11 protein-coding genes and 3 pseudogenes are annotated in these 15,916 nt (G+C 63.8%); 11 read left to right on the top strand and 3 right to left on the bottom strand.

Annotated features, from left to right (window positions below; genetic code table 11):
• Positions 1-78 precede the first annotated feature (78 nt).
• From D9R12_RS05025 to D9R12_RS04985, 10 genes and pseudogenes are all read left to right on the top strand, one after another.
• Positions 79-1,281 carry a tyrosine-type recombinase/integrase gene (locus D9R12_RS05025; protein ID WP_122228827.1) on the top strand — a complete coding sequence of 401 codons (1,203 nt, stop codon included), beginning with the start codon at positions 79-81 and terminating at the stop codon, positions 1,279-1,281.
• Between the two features lie 333 nt (positions 1,282-1,614).
• Entirely contained in the window at positions 1,615-1,758 is a 144-nt protein-coding gene (locus tag D9R12_RS15890) for a hypothetical protein (protein ID WP_211327652.1), read from the top strand.
• A gap of 1,037 nt (positions 1,759-2,795) precedes the next feature.
• Complete coding sequence (locus D9R12_RS05020) at positions 2,796-3,794, top strand: TonB-dependent receptor (protein WP_170159147.1); 999 nt, start codon at positions 2,796-2,798, stop codon at positions 3,792-3,794.
• 51 nt (positions 3,795-3,845) lie between these two features.
• A pseudogene (locus tag D9R12_RS05015) lies at positions 3,846-4,004 on the top strand (transposase domain-containing protein); the annotation flags it as partial.
• A gap of 262 nt (positions 4,005-4,266) precedes the next feature.
• Positions 4,267-4,413, top strand: a pseudogene (locus D9R12_RS05010) (IS4 family transposase); the annotation flags it as partial.
• A gap of 184 nt (positions 4,414-4,597) precedes the next feature.
• On the top strand, positions 4,598-4,993 hold the full coding sequence (locus D9R12_RS05005) for a TonB-dependent receptor (protein WP_122228698.1): 396 nt from the start codon (positions 4,598-4,600) through the stop codon (positions 4,991-4,993).
• Between the two features lie 85 nt (positions 4,994-5,078).
• Positions 5,079-5,516: pseudogene (locus D9R12_RS05000) on the top strand (transposase); the annotation flags it as partial.
• 264 nt (positions 5,517-5,780) lie between these two features.
• Positions 5,781-6,752 carry a PDR/VanB family oxidoreductase gene (locus D9R12_RS04995; protein ID WP_210538903.1) on the top strand — a complete coding sequence of 324 codons (972 nt, stop codon included), beginning with the start codon at positions 5,781-5,783 and terminating at the stop codon, positions 6,750-6,752.
• A 331-nt stretch (positions 6,753-7,083) separates the two neighbouring features.
• Positions 7,084-9,423: a TonB-dependent receptor gene (locus D9R12_RS04990; protein WP_210538905.1), complete on the top strand. Its 2,340-nt coding sequence runs from the start codon at positions 7,084-7,086 to the stop codon at positions 9,421-9,423.
• A 199-nt stretch (positions 9,424-9,622) separates the two neighbouring features.
• Positions 9,623-10,711, top strand: a complete 1,089-nt coding sequence (locus D9R12_RS04985; protein WP_122228693.1) for a TauD/TfdA family dioxygenase — start codon at positions 9,623-9,625, stop codon at positions 10,709-10,711.
• Positions 10,712-11,388: 677 nt separating this feature from the next.
• Here the strand turns inward: D9R12_RS04985 and D9R12_RS15720 are convergent.
• The 3 genes from D9R12_RS15720 to D9R12_RS04970 form a co-directional block, all read right to left on the bottom strand.
• Positions 11,389-11,634, bottom strand: a complete 246-nt coding sequence (locus D9R12_RS15720) for a hypothetical protein (RefSeq protein ID WP_211327651.1) — start codon at positions 11,632-11,634, stop codon at positions 11,389-11,391.
• A gap of 110 nt (positions 11,635-11,744) precedes the next feature.
• Positions 11,745-12,347, bottom strand: a complete 603-nt coding sequence (locus D9R12_RS04975) for a flavin reductase family protein (protein ID WP_210538907.1) — start codon at positions 12,345-12,347, stop codon at positions 11,745-11,747.
• 71 nt (positions 12,348-12,418) lie between these two features.
• Positions 12,419-14,752, bottom strand: coding sequence for an acetamidase/formamidase family protein (locus tag D9R12_RS04970; RefSeq protein ID WP_122228687.1), 2,334 nt, complete (start codon positions 14,750-14,752; stop codon positions 12,419-12,421).
• A gap of 336 nt (positions 14,753-15,088) precedes the next feature.
• Between D9R12_RS04970 and D9R12_RS04965 the strand changes: the two genes are divergently transcribed.
• On the top strand, positions 15,089-15,901 hold the full coding sequence (locus tag D9R12_RS04965) for a TauD/TfdA dioxygenase family protein (protein ID WP_122228685.1): 813 nt from the start codon (positions 15,089-15,091) through the stop codon (positions 15,899-15,901).
• Positions 15,902-15,916: the final 15 nt, after the last annotated feature.

Raw genomic sequence — 15,916 nt, 5'->3', positions numbered from 1 at the left:
CTGGTGTCCACAAGAATCCATTGTAAGCCAGTGAAAATGCGGGTACCGTTGAGGGTACCGAAGGCCCGATACCCGCACATGCCACTCACGGACGTCAAGATCCGCAACACCAAGCCAGGCCCCAAACCCGCGAAGCTGGCGGACGGGGGCGGCCTCTATCTCGAAGTGCGTCCAACTGGGGCGAGGCTATGGCGCTTCCGCTATCGCATCGCGGGGAAGGAGAACCTCTTCGCGATCGGTGAGTACCCGAGCATCGGCCTTGCCGAAGCGCGAGCCGAGCATGGCAAGGCGCGAGCGCTGGTGAAGCAGGGAGTTCACCCGTCCCACAATCGGCAGGCTGAGCGTCTATCGATCCAAGTGGCGAACGCGAACACGTTCGAGGCCGTTGCCAGGGAGTGGATCTCCAAGAAGTCTCCAAGGTGGACGGCGTATTACCTGCGCCAGGTGACGCGATTCTTGGAGTCGGACGTGTTCCCTCACGTGGGCAAGCTGCCTATTCGAAATGTGACGTCGGCACATTTGCTCGAAGTCATCCGCCGTATTGAGGCGCGCGGAGCCGTGACGGTTGCCTTGTTGGTTCGCCAGTGGTCGTCGGCCATCTTCAGGTATGCCGTCGCCACGTTGCGTGCTGACGGCGATCCCGCTGCCGCATTGAAGGGCGCCATCCATCGGCCGAAGGTCGAACATCACAAGCCGCTTTCACGCGAACAGATAGTTGGCTTCAAAGAGGCCTTGGAGAGATATGGCGGGTATCGCACGACAGTGATTGCGCTACAACTGATGTTGCTCACCTTCGTTCGTACTGTCGAACTTCGAAAGGCAGAGTGGTCTGAGTTCGATCTCGAGCACGCCGAGTGGCGAATACCAGCCGAGCGCATGAAGATGCGTGAACCACACATCGTCCCACTGTCCAGGCCGGCGGTAGATCTGCTGCTGGAGCTGCGGACCTACACGGGAGGGCGTGGGTTCTTGTTCCCGAACTATCGAAGTCCAAAGGAATGCATGACCGCCACCACCTTGAACAGAGCGCTTGAGCGCATGGGATTGAATGGCAAGGACAGCATCGGTTTTTCGGCCCACGGGTTCCGCGCGACCGCTTCCACCCTCCTCAACGAGATGGGATATCGTCCGGACGTGATCGAACGTCAGCTGGCACATGCAGAACGTGACAAGGTACGTGCGAGCTACAACCAGGCTGAGTACATGGAAGAGCGCACGGCAATGATGCAAGAGTGGGCGGATTTCCTAAACGATCCAATCCGTCGTACCAAGAGGGCGTAACGGCCGCGCCTTGGAAGAGCTCCGGTTTGCATGCTCTAAGGACCGCTCCCGAACCAAAGCGGATGTTTCGGGCGACCAGGTCCATCATTGGCTCTGCCCAGCGATACAGGTATCGCCTCGCCGACAGCTCGAGGGAGAAAGGAACTGGCGAGGTGCGGCCTTGGCACTATCTAACTAGCCCTTATCCTCAGCCGCCAGTCGCGGGATTTGCGACTGCAGAGCGAGGCGATGCCGCCATCGGGAGCGTGACAGAGGTTGTCAAATGAGCATCAACCGCGTCCAATTCCAAGCCGGGCTGTCGATGCCCGGGTTCTTCTTCGGGGCCTGCGGCGAATGCCGGTGCGCGGGCTGGCCAGGATCGAGTCCGTGGTCGGGCTGTTCGTGCTGGCGCACAACCTGATGCGCATGGCGGCGCTGGCGCCGCAACTCATCGGCTGGGGCGCAAGCCCATCCGCCGCGGCTGCCAGGGCCGCATGAGAGGCCTCCAGAGGCTCAACATCGCCGCCAAGACGCAATGGACGCGGGCGGTGCCGCCAAAAAAGCGGCCCGGGCGATCAAACCGCGCCGTCTACTTGATGAAGGTGCGGCCGTTGTCCGCAGAAAAATTGCCGCAGTCGAAATCTGAAAAACTCTCAGTCTCTGAGTGATTCCTACCGGACTTGCTGCTGCGCTTTTCTTCGGCATCCATGAACGCGGGAGCATGGGCTACGTGTGCATCGACCTTGCGCGGTCCGGCCGGGCCCGTGCGGGTAGGCCGCGGCAGGAGTCAGCGGCAGTGGGGCGGGCTACAGCGAAGGACAACAGCAAGTGGCGGCGACGGCGCGAACCGCCGACCCAGCGGCAGCCCCCGGCGGGCACAGGGAACAATAACCGGCCTGGCACTTATCGGATGAGAATTACCCGCGAGCAGCACCTTGACTGCAGAACACTGGCAGGGACTACACGATCAGTCGCATCACGTTTTTTCCCGTGGTCGCACCGATCGCCAGCAACAACGTACGGCGACAGCTGCGCCGCCGCCGCAGCACCAGCAGCCGATGCGCCTGTTTGTTCCATAGATGCATGACCGGGCGGTGAATTGAGGCATGTCCATTCTGCATACCCTGTGCTTCCTGTTTATAGGCAAGTGACTTCCGAGAGACTTCACGGTCGGGGTCATTGGCCCAGGTCCTTGCCGGTGGGCGCCATGCCCCCTGGTTTGTGCTCTCAGGGCGAGACACCCGGAGGCATCGGATGAACCAAAGGTAATTGGTCCAAATGCCCCTTGACGGGCATGATTGACCCGTTAACTGCATGTTCAGTTGAACCCCGTGTGCGGCGTGTCGCACCGTCCGATCAGGGATGACCATCCACTTCTATCTGTCCGTCTGCCAGGAGCCATCATGCCGCTGTCCGCCCGCCTCCGCCGTCTCGACATGCTCCGTCCCGGCCTTCTCGCACTCGCTCTGTACATGGGTCTACACGGCTCTGTCGCCGTGGCCCAAGAGACTCCCGTCCCCCAGGACAGCGCGAAGATGCTCGACACCATCACCGTCACCTCGACCAAGCGAACCACGAGCCTGCAAAAGACGCCGGTGACCATTTCTGCACTGACGTCGGAAACCATCTCCGATAGCGGCTCGCTGGACGTGGGCGATTACGCCAAGTTCGTCCCGGGCCTGAGCGTGGTCAACAGCGGCCCGGGTTCATCACGACTGGCCATGCGCGGTATCAATGCCGTAGGCGAAGCCACCACCGCGGTGTACTACGATGAAACGCCCATCAGCGGTTCCGTTGGCACCGGCAGTGATCCAGGCGGTCGCAATCCGGAAATGAACCTGTTCGACGTGGAGCGGGTCGAAGCGCTGCGAGGTCCGCAGGGCACGCTGTACGGAGCCAGCTCCATGGGCGGCGCATTGCGAGTGATCTTCAATAAACCGGCGCTGGATACTACCGAGGGCTCGGTGCAGGCCGGCTATGCGCAGATCGAGGGCGGCGATTCGTCGTGGATGACCAATATCATGGTCAATGCACCGCTGGTCAAGGACGTGCTTGGCATGCGCGCGGTATTGTACAAGCGCGAAACCGGTGGCTACATCGACAGCCTGACTTATGATCGGAAAAACGTGAACTACTCGGGCAACGCCGGCGGCCGCCTGATGTTTCGTATGCAACCCCGCGAGGACCTGACCCTGGACCTGAGTTATTCCTCGCAGAACAGCAACGGCACCAACTACGCCTACACACCAGACGCCGGGGTGAAGTGGGGCTCCACGCTGCAGACTCTCGTGCCCTACAAGGACCAGACGCAAATCTCCAACGTCACGCTGAACTGGGACTTGCACTGGGCCACGCTGACCGGCGTCAGCTCCTACTACGACCGCGACAATACCTACGGTCAGGACACCTCCGGCCTGTTTGCCGCCTATCAGGCCGGCTACGGCGCGGCTGACGGCCATCTGGCGCAGGCGGAAGCCTACTACCGGTCGCTCGGCCCTGCTTATGCCGCCTTAGCCCCAATACTGTTCAGATAGAAAGAGATCATTGACAATCCATGTCCATCGAAGCTTCGGTGGACATGGACAATGGCGAGAACCCGCAAGACCCTCCCGGCGAGGGCGGACGTCGCGCATCTGATCAGCGCAGGCGTGCTGGCCAGCGTCTGCCCCAGGACGCTGATCGAGGAAGTGCTGGCCGATACCGGACGGGCGAGCCAGCGCGAGCGACTGCTGCCAGCGCCAAGCAGAAAGCTGGGCGGCATAGAGGCCATTGCGGCGCAGCCAGGCCCCCTGCTCGCCGTGAGCAAGGGCGTCGGCTTCGGCCAGAAGGCGCAACTTCTCAGGCGCACTGAAGCGGCGCCGTGTCCGCTTTTCCAGTTGCGGATCGGGAGCAATCTCGGCCGTGGTGGGTGAATCAGGGGACATCGGTGTACTCCAGCAGCGGAGCCCATTTGTTATAGATAAAAACCGAGGGTAGCTGTTGGGTCGCATGTTGACACGTAGGGGGGGGTTGCTGCTGGCGCACTTCGCGATCCGGCAATTGATGACCCAGGCCGCATGGCCGCGCGGACTCGACCCCGATCGCTTGAGCTTCATCCACGCGGTACGCGTGATCAAGCGCAAGATGCCGCAAGCTGCGGCCGTTCCCCCCTGAGCGGTTGGCTGCGTGGCGTGACGCGCTGCTCAGCGAAATCGCGAGCGGGCGCTGTGTCAGCAGTCGCGGGCGCTTCAACCCGCGTGGCGTCAAACGCAAGATGAGCAACTTCCATGTGCGCCATCGCGGCGAACTGCTTCACCAGCGGCATCAGCCTACGCCGGTGTTGCGTATCTGAACAGTATTGGCCTTAGCCCAGGCCTATGCCGCACAGGCCCAGTACTACAGTGGCCTGAGTTCCACCGCAGCAGACTACGTGCCTTCGCTGCTGTACTACCCAGGCAGCACTACCAACTGGTCCAACGAATGGCGGCTGAGCTCCAACAAGGGCGAAAGGTTCGATTGGACCACCGGTGTGTATTTGGAAAACCGCAACAACCGCCTGTTCAGCATGTATTACCGGGCCGACCCGATCACCGGGCAGGTTATCCATCCGCAACCGCACGTACAGTACCGCCGCTTCATTCACGACCAGTTCGAGCAGCAGGCGGGGTACGGCGAAGGCACCTGGCATGCCAGCGATTCACTCGATCTCACCCTGGGCCTGCGCTATTACCACTACACCCATACGATCACCTGATTAGCACGCTACTTCAGCCCGGTCGCAGCCTGTGAGTCAGCAGCCCTGCACATTGACGGCAAGTCGCTTGTGCAGGAGTCAGATCATGGCAATGAACCGCGTCCAGTTCCAACCAGGGCTGTCGCTGCCGGCCTTCCTGGCCGAGTACGGCAGCGAAGGTCAGTGCGAGGGCGCGTTGGAAGCGGCCCGCTGGCCGGATGGGTTCGTCTGTCCCCGCTGTGCCGGCAAGGGATGTAGCAAGTTCTACCGTCACCGGCAGGCCTACTGGCAGTGTTCGCAGTGCCGCCATCAGAGCAGCCTGCGCTCGGGAACGGTGTTCGAGCACAGCCGGCTGCCCTTGAGGACCTGGCTGCTGGCGATGTACCTGCTGGGCCAGAGCAAGACCAACCTGTCTGCTTTGGAGTTGATGCGGCATCTTGGCGTGAGCTATCCGGCGGCCTGGCGGATGAAGCACAAGCTGATGCAGGCCATGGACGAACGGGAGGCCGGGCGGAAGCTCGGGGGCCTCGTGGATGCCAACGATGGCGACTGGGCCGAAAGCCTGACTGCCCCGTGCGAGACCGCTGACGGCGCGCTGCAGCTGCTGGCGCACATAGGCCAATAGGCCAGGTGTTCGGCGAGGTGCCCGGCACGGCTGCGGCTGGTGCCATTGCCGCCCACCCACCCAGCCGCCGGGCCGCCGGGCCGCCGGCAAGAATAGGGGCGCGCTGAGGCAAAAGCCAAGGTGATCGTTCCGTATGCTCATGCACACGGGTGCTGCAGGCGCCGCGGGCATGGGACGTTGTTGATGCAGGCCAGCGGATTGGATATGGAGCTGCGGGTCCATGCGGTGGACGACCGCACCTCGGGTGTGCGCTTGCTCGACCTGCGTCGAGCCGATGGCGGTCTGCTTCCGACCTTTGACGCTGGGAGCCATATAGACGTGGCAGTCGGCGAGGCCGGCGTGCGCCAGTACTCGCTGTTCAACGCGCCAGACCAGGCCGACCGCTATTGCATCGCAGTGGCCTTGAAGGAGCAGGGCCGGGGCGGCTCGCGTTTCTTGCACGAGCGAGTACGCACTGGCGACGCGCTCAGGGTCAGCGCGCCGCGCAACCACTTCGCCCTGGTCTCGGACCCGGCGCCCAGCATTCTGATCGCCGGCGGCATCGGGATCACGCCGCTGTGGGCGATGGCTCAGGCGCTGGAGGCGCAGGGGCGGCCGTGGGAATTGCACTATGGCGCGCGCAGCCGCGAGGAGGCGGCGCTGCTGGTACAGATTGAGGCGTTCGCCGCGAGTGCACGCCACGGGCGTGTGTGCCTGTACTTCAGCCGCGTCGCCGGCGGCTGTCGCATGGACCTGCATTCGGTGATCCGGCGGGCGCCGCCGCAGGCGCACCTGTACTGCTGCGGTGGCACGCCGATGCTGGAGGACTACAAGGTGCGCGTACAGGGGCGCCCAGTCAGCCATGTCCACTCCGAACGCTTCCAGTCCACGCAGGAGGCGGCCAGCGCCGGCGGTTACGTGGTCGTTCTCGCGCGCAGCGGTCGGCAGGTGGAGGTCAGCCCCGGACAGACCGTTCTGGACGCGCTGGAGGGCGCCGGTGTCCAGGTCGACTACACCTGTCGCGAGGGTATCTGCGGCGACTGCGAGGTGGCCGTACTGGAAGGCACCCCCGACCATCGCGACGACGTCCTGACGGAGGATGAGCGCGCCGCCAACGCCACGATGATGATCTGCTGCTCCGGCTGCAAAGGGGCACGGCTGGTGCTGGACCTATAGGTGCGGCGCGCCCCTGGGCGGTCCTTTGGTGAAAGACGCGGTGCACTGCGGCGGCGACCCGTTGTAGAGCCGAGCTCACTCGACTCTACAGGAACAGGGTCAGGCAGGATCACCGGGGGGGCGACTCTCCCGCAGCGCAACAACAAAAAGGGCGCGGTAAATCAAGAAGGTTACAGCGGCGTGAACAATCTTGGGACCTCATCCCGGGTCGCCGACGTCCTCGCCCGGCTCATCCCGCCATGATCGATTGAGGTGATGTTCGATGCGAAGCTCCAAGTGTAGGCCGGCAAGAGACAGTCTGGCGTTGGCGGCGTCCTTCGTTGTGTTCGGTATGTCCGCGGGCCGGCCGGCCGTGGCGGCGGAGGAACCGGCCGAGGACCAGGCCACCTCTACCACCGATGCGGCCATTGCCCAGCAGTTGTCCACCGTCACGGTCACCGCCGAACGCCGCGCCGTGGACCAGCAGAAGGCCCCCCTGTCGGTGAGCACCATCTCGGCCGAGCAGCTGGACCAGGCCAACATCAACGATGTCACCGGATTGAATGGAGTCGTGCCCGGCCTGGTGGTGGCCAAGAGTGGCGGCGCCGAGCGGGTGATGTCCATCCGCGGCATCGGCTCGGAGACCCCAGAGAACACCAACACCCAACCTGGCGTGTCGCTGCACGTGGATGGGGTGTACATCTTCAACTCGATCGCCGCCAACGCCGCCTTCATCGACCCCGCCCAGATCGAGGTGCTGCGCGGCCCCCAGGGCACCATGTTCGGCCAGGGCTCAACCGGCGGCACCGTCAACGTGGTCAGCAAGCAACCCGAACTGGAATATCTGACTGGGCAGGTCAAGGTGGGCGTGGGCAACTACGGGCTGACCAAGAGCAATGCCTCGATCAACCTGCCGGTGGGCGAAACCTTCGCCGTGCGTGTGGCCGGGCAGGAGTACCGCCACGACGGCTACGCGAAGCTGACCGACGTCTACGGCAAGTACGGCTACGAGGCCGACCAAGCCGACGACATGGGCGGCAAGATCATGGCGCTGTGGAAGCCCAGCGACGACTTCGACGCCACCTTCAGCGCGATCACTTACAAGGGCGACACCAACGCGCCAGCGCAGAAGAACGCTCTCGACCCGATACAGGACCCGCGCGTGATCAGTTCGGATTATCCGGGCAAGTCGCTGATCGAATTCGACCTGTATGCGATGACGCTCAAGTGGAATCTGGACTGGGCCACCTTCAAGTCGATCTCGGCCTACCAGAAGCTGCATTCGAACCAGTCGTGGGATGGCGACGCGCTGACTGCCGACCTGTTCTGGGCCGAAACGTATAGCCCCCTGTCCTATGACGGTTACAACTATGACCATATCGCCAAGTGGCAGAGCGATGTCAAGTCGTATTCGCAGGAATTCAATCTGGCCTCCAATGATGACGGCAGGTTCCAGTGGATCACTGGTGCGGTCTTCCTGAAGTCCACCAACAAGCAGTACATCGTCGAGTACCGCGACAGCGACATGGTCCTTGTGCGCCCGGCGCTCGCTGCCGGCACCGCCTGGGATGCGGCCGAGGTGGCCAGCGTGACCTATGGCGACCTGGAGGAGTACACCCGCAAGTCCTGGGCGGCGTACTTCCAGGGCACCTACGCGCTGACCGACAAACTCAGCCTAACCGCCGGCGCCCGCTACAACACGGACAAGTACGAGGGCAAGGCGGACAGCCTCAGCGGCGGAGTTTCCAATTGGACCTCCGGCGCCTATCTGCAGCCGCAGACCTTGTCCGGCTACAAGAGTCACGAGACGACCGGGAAGGTCTCGTTGGACTACCAGTTCACGCCCAGCAGCATGGGCTATGTCAGCTACACCCGCGGCTACAAACCCGGCGGGCTCAACGGCTCGTCCACGGCCAACGGCAACGCCGCCGTGATCGGGCCGCACTTCCTGCCCGAGACCGTCAACTCCTTCGAGATCGGCAGTAAGAACCGCTTCCTGGATAATTCGCTGCAGGTCAACGCGTCTTCGTTCCTGTACGACTACAGAAACATGCAATTCCTCAACGAGGACCCCATGTTGTACGGTGAGGGCACCAGCAACGCTCCACGAGCCAAGATCTACGGATTCGAACTGGAGAGCAGCTGGTTGGCCACCCCGAGCTGGCGCTTCGACGCCTCCTTTTCGCTGCTGCATGGCGAGTTCGACGAGGACTACTACGCGCTGGATCCAGCATCGGCCTCGCAGGCGCAGATTGCTGCTGGCTACCCGAGCTGGCTGTACTGGGTCAACTTCGCCGATGCGGTCGCCGCGCGAGCGGCCGCCTCGCAGAACATCAACGGCAATACTGTGCCCAAAATCCCCAGATTTCAGGGCAACCTCAGCGCCACCTATACCACTGATTTTGCCAGCGGCCTTTTTACTGCCAAGGCCGAACTGCTACATCGAGGTTCTTACCAGTATCGGCTGTACAACAATGCCGACGACGACAAGGTGCCGTCCTATAATCAGGTCAACCTATTCTTCAGCTTCGCCCCGGCGGCTTCGCACTGGGACTATTCGCTGACGGTGACAAACTTGCAGGACCGTGACGGGGTGAACTCGCGCTTCAGTGACCCCTATGGCAGCGCCCAGGTCACCGAAACCTACATCGCGCCGCGGCAGTACATCTTCTCGGTACAGTACTCGTTTTGACTGGCGCTGGTGTCGGTGTCGGTGTCGTGAGGTCAACATGCGAAATGAACGCGGTCGCCGTTGCACCTGCTCTGCTCCTTCCAGGCCGCTCCCTGGTCTTGAAGCAAGGCAACGACCCGTGCACCTGAACGCAAGCCGGCCCGGTGTGCGGCGTGGAAAACGCCGGTCAACCCCTTGGTATCCCACCCTCGAGCCTCCTATGACCGGAATCGCTGAACTGGAACCTATCACCACCGAGGCCGCCTGGCGCGGCGACGAGCTTTCCGCCCGCGCCGAGTGGATCTACCTACTTTCGGCCACGCAGGTGGCCGAGCTGGAGGCGTTGGGCGCGCGTTTAGTGGAGGACGACCCAGACCTGCGCTTCGTGCAAGCGGCCGACTATCCGCTGCAGGCTTGCGCCGGGGCGGTGGCCTCGTGGGGGCGGGACATCGACACCGGGCGCGGCTTCGTGCTGGTGCGCGGCCTGCGCACCTACCTGTACTCGGACTCGCTGTCGGCGGCGATCTACTACATCCTCGGCCTGCACATGGGCGAGCCGATGCGGCAGAATCGGCTCGGCGACCTGATCGGCCACGTTTATGCCACCTCGGACAAAACCCTGGACGATCCGACCGCGCTGTCGGCCAGCATCCGCGATGCACTACCGTTCCATTCTGACAGCTCGGATGTGGTGGGGCTAATGTGCCTGCGCCCGTCCAAGCAGGGCGGCGCCTCATGCCTAGTTTCTGGGGCACAGATCTACAACGAGATCCTCAAGCGCCGCCCGGACCTGGCGCCGCTGCTGTTCGAGCCGTTTCACTGGGACTGGAAGCGCCAGGACCACAACGCTCCGGCCAACACCTACACCTCGCCGATCATCGACCTGACCGATGGCGTGTTCAGCATGTATGCTGGCGCGTTGTACATCTTGACCGCGCAGGATTACCCGAACGTGCCGCGGCTGACCGAGGCGCAGATTGAGCTACTCAAGCTGTTCGACGACATCACCTATGAGCCGGGCATGGCCATTGAGATGGACTTCCGTCCGGGCGATATCCAGTGGCTGTCCAACTACGCGGCGCTGCACTCGCGCACCTTCTTCAGCGACTACGAAGAACCCCAGCGTCGGCGACATCTGCTGCGGCTGTGGCTACGCCGCACCGGTGACCGGCCGGCGATCGACGGCTTCGGCAAGAACGCGGTGGTGGAGGATCGGGCCAGCATCGTCAATCCCGATGGTGTCGGCGGCAGCGAGGGCGGGCGCTTCCGCATCGGCATGGCCGCAGTGCCTAGGCTGGAAGGGGTGTAAGCAGCCGGACGATTACTTGTACTTGAAGGAGCGCGGGCTAGCCCGTCGAAGCAGCTAACGGCGATGATGCCTTGCGGTGGAACCTTGCCGCTGAGGTGGCACCCATAGCATTTCGTTGTTCTACTGGCCGTTGCGGTTCGGGCGCCCCCGGCGCACGGTCAGGGCCGCCGTAGTTACGCCGCTGGCAGCCGACGGAGCGGCTGTCGAAACCCATCAGCCAGCCGATCAGCGCGTCCGCCCACCCAGCCCGGCGACTGCCGCCCATGTGCCCGTCCGGACGGGTACATGGGCGGCAGCGGCTGGTCCTAGTGGCCACGCTCCACTAGCATTAGCCATTGCAACTGCTTGATGCTGAGCGCTCGTCAGTCCTCCCAGCGCCACAGGTGCAGATCGGCGCAGGAGGCGGCGCGCAACTTACCGCGGCAGTGGGTGCAGACATATTTGGCGGTGAAGGCCAGTCTCCGGTCGAGCAGGTGAACCGTAACCCTTTCGGTCGCATCGGCGGACAGCGGCCTACCGCCGCCTCGAGCTTTATCGCGTGTGACATTTCATGGCCTCGCCATCGAGGTGCTGGGGCTGGAGCAATCGCGCAGCACCGCCAGCACATGCGGGGGGGCGAGCGGCCAGTGCTGGACCCAACTTTTGTTGAAGTCCATGTCCCGGCCGATCGCGTCGTATCAGGCCGCGGGCATCGCGGTCCAGCACCAGGTTTTCGGTCGGTTTGGCGAACAGGTGTTGGTCTTGCGGTACATGCGCCCGTAGCGGTAGCGGCACAGCAGCCATTTCAATTCGTCCAAGGTCGAGGCACTATTCAGCCGTCGCCGTTCCAACAGTGCGAGCCCGCCGCAGGCCGAGACGTCGCGCCCGGGGGATTGGGCCGGGCGCAGACGCGTGACCAGCACGGATGCAGAGATGGCGACCACAGCGAATCCCATCGCGCCGGTGCATCGTCGCCAACAGGTGGTCGTGCCATGGTATCTAGGGTATCTAGCTTGTGCGGGTCAATCGGCACCAGTGTCCCGCCGGGTTCTGGTCAGGACACGCCCTGAAAACGGCCGAAGCGGCCGCGGTGAAAAAGCAGGGGTTGGCCGGGGTGTTCTTGGATGTGCCGGACGCGACCGATAACGATGCTATGGTCGCCGGCCGGGACGATCTGCTCGGTGGCGCACTCGAAGCGCACCAGGCAGCCGGACAGCAGCGGCACGCCGTGTGCATCGTCCACGACCTCCAGCCCGGCAAAGCGCTCCTGCCCGGACTGGTGGAACTGCCGGCTCAGCTCTTGCTGGTGCTCACCCAACACGTGGATGGCGAAGTGGTGCACGTGTCCGGTGAACTGGTCGTGGCTGCGCGAGCTGCAGGAGATGCTCCACAGAAGAAGCGCCGGTTGCAGCGACAGCGAGGCCAGGCTGTTGATGGTCATGCCAAGGCGCTGACCGGCGCTGCCGCGGGCGGTGACAATGGCTACGCCGGTGGCGAAGTGGCCGAAGGCATCTCGCAGGCGGCGGATGTCGAACTGCGATTCCGGTACGGAAGGCTGGGGCAGGGACGCAGCGGCTTGAGAACTCATGGCGCCATTCTGGACCGTTCCGCCGCGACCATCTTGTTGCCGAGTGCACAAATTCTTGCGGACGGTCACAGGCAAGCGCCTTGGAGGCCCATGGCCGCTGGGAGCTTTATCGGCAAAGCTCTCACGGCCGTGGGCCGCTGCTACGATTCGACACCGTCGGTGAAGATGTCCTTGCGCAGGATGCCGTGCACGCACCAGTTGCCGTCCACCACCTGGGTCACGCCGAAGTCCACCGCCACCGAGATCAGCGACAGCGCCTCGTCCTCGCTCAGGCCCTTGTAGGTCATAAGGAAGCGGCGCATCTTGCGGAAAGCGTCCTTCATGGCCAGGTCCAGCGAGGATTTCTTGTAGATCTCGCTCTGCGCCTTCTCGCCCAGTTCGGCGAGGTAGTTGGCGTAGCTGAAGCCATGGACTACCCATTCGTTACCGGTCTCCAGCAAGGGGTAGTTGAGGTCGAAGTACGGCTTGCCGGTCAGATTGCGCTTCTTGTGCAGCACCAGCTGGAACAGGCCGGTCATCGAGCACTCGATGGCCGTGCCGCACACCTCTGAGTCGCCTTGCGATGCGTGAGGGTCGCCAACTGAGAACAGTGCGCCGGCCACGCTCACCGGCAGGTACATAGTGGCGCCCTTGCCAGCGCGCTTATTGTCAATATTGCCGCCGAAGTACGAGGGCGGGATGGAATCGACCATTTTCGCTTCGCGCGGGGCCACGGCCAGCACGCCGAAGTGCGGCTGCACCGGCACACGGACGTTGCGCAGGACATCGTGGTTCTCCATCACCGTGCGGTGGTCCACCGGAACGCCGGGGTAGTCGATGGTGTGGTGGACCACGCCGAACGGGTCGGTCTGCGGGGTCCAGCGAAAGTTGTAGACGGCGCGGGCATATTGCCCGGCTTCGCCCCAGTCGAGTTCGTATATGGTGACCACTTCGCGCTGCTTGGGCTCGGTCAGCATATCTCCGTAGTGAAAGCCCCACCAGGTGGCCGCATTGCTGCCGTAGGTGTGGCCGTGGAAGCGCGGATCGGCGGCAGCGCGCGGCTTTACGTCGAGGATGCGGATCTCCAGTACGTCGCCCGGCTCGGCCCCACGCACCGCCACCGGCCCAGTGCACACGTGCACGCCGAAGCCTTCGCCGGCGCCGCGCCCGTAGACCGATGCGTCCATTGGACCGGAGCCGCGGCGGTCCACGTTCTTGCCCTGGGCGGTCCAGCGGAACACGCTTTCGGCGCCGGGATCGTCCTTGATCATGCGTTCGTAGTCATCGTAGGCATGGTGCGTGAGCGTTTCGATGGTAACGATGTCGCCAGAGTCCACTTCCAGCACCGGCTTGAGGGCGGAGCTGAAATAGCCCCAGTGCACGTTCTCGGCGTTGACCGGCAGGTAGTGCAGGTGCGGGTTGACCGCGCTGGCGATGGGCAGCGCGGGCGGGTTGACCGAGATGGCGGGCCGGGCCTTGAGGCCCTTGGCGGTTTCTTCGCTCAGTTCCGGCCAGCCGCGGCTGAAGCGGCTGAGCAGGTCCTCGGACAGCGCATCGCTGATCTGGCGCCGGTAGCGGCGCGGTGAGACTCCGTACTGCTCCTTGAATGCGCGGCTGAAGTGGGCCGAGTCGTTGAAGTTCCAGCGGAAGCAGATGTCGGAGATGGACAGTTTGGCGTAGAGCGGGTTGATCAGGTCCGCGCGGCAGCGTTCCAGCCGGCGCACGCGCACGTAGTGGCTGAAGTTGTCGTTGGCCGACTCGAATAGCTTCTGCAGGTAGCGCGGGGAAACCCCGGCTTCCTGGGCGATTTGGCCGACACTCAGGTCGGCCTCGGTCAGGCGCGCCTCGATCAGCTGGCTGATCCGGTGCAGCAGCGCGGTCTGGGTGCTGGTCGAGCCGGTAATGGCGTCGGCGAACTCCTCGTCGGTCAGGCTGGTGATGAGCAGCTCGGACAGAGACGTCTCAATCGGCCGCAGCTGGTCTGGGCCCAGGTCCTGAATGGTCTCGGCTACCGCGCCCAGCAGCCCGGAGAACACATGACCGATGCCCGAGTGCCCTGACAGCACACCCATGCGGGAAGACAGGGGGATCGGCAGGCGCGCGCGGAACACCGAGCGCGGGATCCGTATTAGCAGGTGGCGGAAGTTGCTCTGCAGGGCGATGGTGCCCACCGCGTCGGCGATGTTGTAGACGATGTCGCCGGGGTGCAGGCGGGTTTGGTGGGTGCGGTCCAGCAGTGAGGCGACGCCTTCCACATGCAGGGCCAGCTGGATCGAGCCGCCGTGGCCGGGGTCCTTGTAGTAGATCTCCTGCGGGCACGAGGACACCAGCGAGAAGCTCATCCCCTGCTGCGATTCCAGGGTGGTGATGGTGCCGAACAGCTGCGGGGCGGTGATGCGCGTACGCACCCCGATCCGTTCCAGGGCCTGCTGCCAGGCCACCTGGCGGTGGCTGGAAGGATAGGACTCGACGGTGAAGAAGGACGGTTTGACCAAGGCGGCGAGGACGACGGTTCCCGAACATGGAGGGGCGTTGCCGGAAAGGTTGCCGGGCTCGATGGCCCCGCCTTCGCCACGACCGCAAACACGCCGCCGCGGCCGGCGCACGTCGCTCGTCGTTTCGTCCCTGTGGCGCAACCCGACCGGCGGTTTGCTGCACTTGCACAACGGAGATATACAGGCCGGCGGGCGCTGTCAAGCACGTCGGCCCGGTGGCCGCAAGCTAGCCAAGGAATAGGGCGCGCCTGCGCAAGATGAGGCGCGCAGCGCCCCGCACCATCGCAGCACCGGCGCCGGCTGGTGCGGCGCGACTCCTTCTCCAGGTGGCATTGCATGTACAAGTACATCCAGGTCAGCCCCTGCACAGTGCGCATCGGTGCGGAGATTTCCGGCGTGGACTTGACCGGTCCGCTGCGGCCGGAGCAGGTGGAGGAGATCGGCCGCGCGTTCCTCCAGTTCGGGGTGATCTTCTTCCGCGACCAGCCGATCAGCCACGAGGACCATATGCGCTTGGGCCGTTGCTTCGGCGACCTGATCGTGCACCCCGGCGCGCCCGGGATCGAGGGCTACCCGCTGATCGTGGCCATCCACGGCGATGCCGACTCCACCTACGTGGCCGGCGAGCAGTGGCATTCGGACCTGTCGTGCAACGCCGAGCCGCCGATGGGCAGCATCCTGTACCTGCACACGGTGCCGCCGGTGGGCGGCGACACTTTGTGGGCGGACATGTACTCGGCCTACGAGGCCTTGCCGGAGCGGATGAAGGTCTACCTGGACGGGCTGACCGCCGAGCACGACGCCAATCACGTCTACCATGCGCTCTACCACGACTACGACAAGGTCTATCCGCGCAACGACCACCCGGTGGTGATTACCCATCCGGAGAGCGGGCGCAAGGCGCTGTTCTTCAATCCGCAGTACGTGTCGCACTTCAACGGCATCTCACGCGCGGAAAGCAGGATGCTCTACGACTACCTGACCGCGCACTGCGCCGACGCCAGATTCCAGGTGCGCTTCCGTTGGAAGCCGCATTCGCTGGCGTTCTGGGACAACCGCTGCACCCACCATCTGGCGATCTGGGACTACTACCCGCAGACCCGCTCGGGTTTCCGGGTGACGCTCAAGGGCGCGCGGCCGACGTTCTAGGGCGCGTGCGGAGCC

The organism is Pseudoxanthomonas spadix, assembly GCF_003703395.1.
In the GTDB taxonomy this organism is placed as follows: Bacteria; Pseudomonadota; Gammaproteobacteria; order Xanthomonadales; family Xanthomonadaceae; genus Pseudoxanthomonas_A; species Pseudoxanthomonas_A spadix.
The sequence above is the reverse complement of the archived record's forward strand: the minus strand, read 5'-3'. Positions and strand labels throughout refer to the sequence as shown.